The sequence below is a fragment of the Microbacterium sp. B24 genome, from assembly GCF_000333415.1.
In the GTDB taxonomy this organism is placed as follows: domain Bacteria; phylum Actinomycetota; class Actinomycetes; order Actinomycetales; family Microbacteriaceae; genus Microbacterium.
Genome location: NZ_BADB01000012.1, coordinates 1 through 1,419 on the forward strand (window position 1 = coordinate 1; position 1,419 = coordinate 1,419).

At 67.9% G+C, this 1,419-nt stretch carries 3 protein-coding genes; 1 reads left to right on the forward strand and 2 read right to left on the reverse strand.

Features of this window, described 5'->3' with window-relative positions:
* Positions 1–525 (forward strand): LacI family DNA-binding transcriptional regulator (locus I5I_RS00185; protein ID WP_036314789.1); only part of this gene is annotated, 525 nt, incomplete at its 5' end.
* Positions 526–594: 69 nt separating this feature from the next.
* Here I5I_RS00185 and rplL read toward each other — a convergent pair.
* Complete coding sequence (rplL, locus tag I5I_RS00190; RefSeq protein ID WP_005051460.1) at positions 595–978, reverse strand: 50S ribosomal protein L7/L12; 384 nt, start codon at positions 976–978, stop codon at positions 595–597.
* Positions 979–1,027: 49 nt separating this feature from the next.
* Positions 1,028–1,419, reverse strand: a 392-nt coding sequence (gene rplJ, locus I5I_RS00195) for a 50S ribosomal protein L10 (protein WP_036314790.1), incomplete at its 5' end; no start/stop codon positions are given.

The following is a 1,419-nucleotide window of genomic DNA, read 5'->3' on the forward strand; positions in this document are numbered from 1 at the left end:
GCGACCGAGCATCTGATCGCCCTCGGCCACCGCGACATCGCGTTCGTCGGCGGCGCACCGCAGAGCCACTGGGCCCACGTCGACCAGGAGCGGCTGTCGGGCTACCAGCACGCGATGACCGAAGCCGGGCTGGCGAGCTTCATCCGTCACGCACACTCCGAAGTGACCCTGCCCGGCGGCTACGCCGCCGCGGCGGATCTGCTGAGCGATACGCGCAGGCGTCCGACCGCCATCGTCGGGGTGTGCGACGAAGTGGCGATCGGCGCCATCATCGCCGCACGCCGCCTCGGCATCCAGGTGCCGTCCGCGCTCAGCGTCGCGGGCATCGACGATCACGAGTTCGCCGAGATGTTCTCCCTGACCACTCTGCAGCAGGTCCCCCGGGAGCAGGGGCGGGCTGCGGTGAGCGTCTTGCTCGCCGAGATCGCGGAGCCCGGCCGCGCCCGCACCGAGCTGCGCATTCCGGCGCGCCTGATCGTCCGCAGCTCCACCGCAGGCATCGCTCCGGTCGAGAGCGGCGTCTGAACGCAGAGAACGCGGAAGGCCCCCGGGCGAACCCGGGGGCCTTCACTGCAGTTCTTCGAGAAGAGCTGATTACTTCAGGGTCACCGTCGCGCCGGCTTCCTCGAGGGCAGCCTTCGCCTTCTCGGCGGTCTCCTTGTTCGCGCCCTCGAGCACGGCCTTGGGGGCACCGTCGACGACGGCCTTGGCCTCGCCGAGGCCCAGCGAGGTGAGCTCGCGGACCGTCTTGATGACCTGGATCTTCTTGTCGCCAGCAGCCTCGAGGATGACGTCGAAGGAGTCCTTCTCCTCGACCTCTTCCGCGCCGCCCGCGCCACCCGCAGCGCCGGCAACGGCGACGGGGGCAGCAGCGGTGACGTCGAACTTCTCCTCGAACGCCTTCACGAACTCGCTGAGCTCGACGAGGGTCAGGCCGGCAAACTGCTCGAGCAGCTCCTCAGTGGTGAGCTTCGCCATGATGTATCTCCTAGATAGGTGGGGTGTGGGGAAAGAGCTCGCCGGTCGCTTACGCGGCCTCGGCGGTCTCCAGCTTTTCGCGAAGCGCGTCGATGGTGGCCGCAGCCTTGCCCATCGTCGCCTTCATCATGCCCGCCGCCTTCGCCAGCAGAACCTCACGGCTCTCCAGGGAGGCGTACTTGTTGATCTCGTCGGCACTCAGGGCGTTGCCCTCGAAGATGCCGCCCTTGATCACCAGAAGCGGGTTGGCCTTGGCGAAGTCACGCAGAGCCTTGGCGGTGGCGACGAAGTCACCGTGCACGAACGCGACGGCCGAGGGACCCTTGAGGTCCTCGTCCAGCGCCGTGATCCCCGCGTTGTTCGCGGCGATCTTGGTCAGCGTGTTCTTCACCACGGCGTAGCTCGCGTCCTGACGGATGCTGTTGCGCAGCTGCTGAGCTG

Bases quoted from the DNA above. Each gene is read 5' to 3' on its own strand.
- rplL (WP_005051460.1), bottom strand. From the start codon at position 978: ATGGCGAAGCTCACCACTGAGGAGCTGCTCGAGCAGTTTGCCGGCCTG.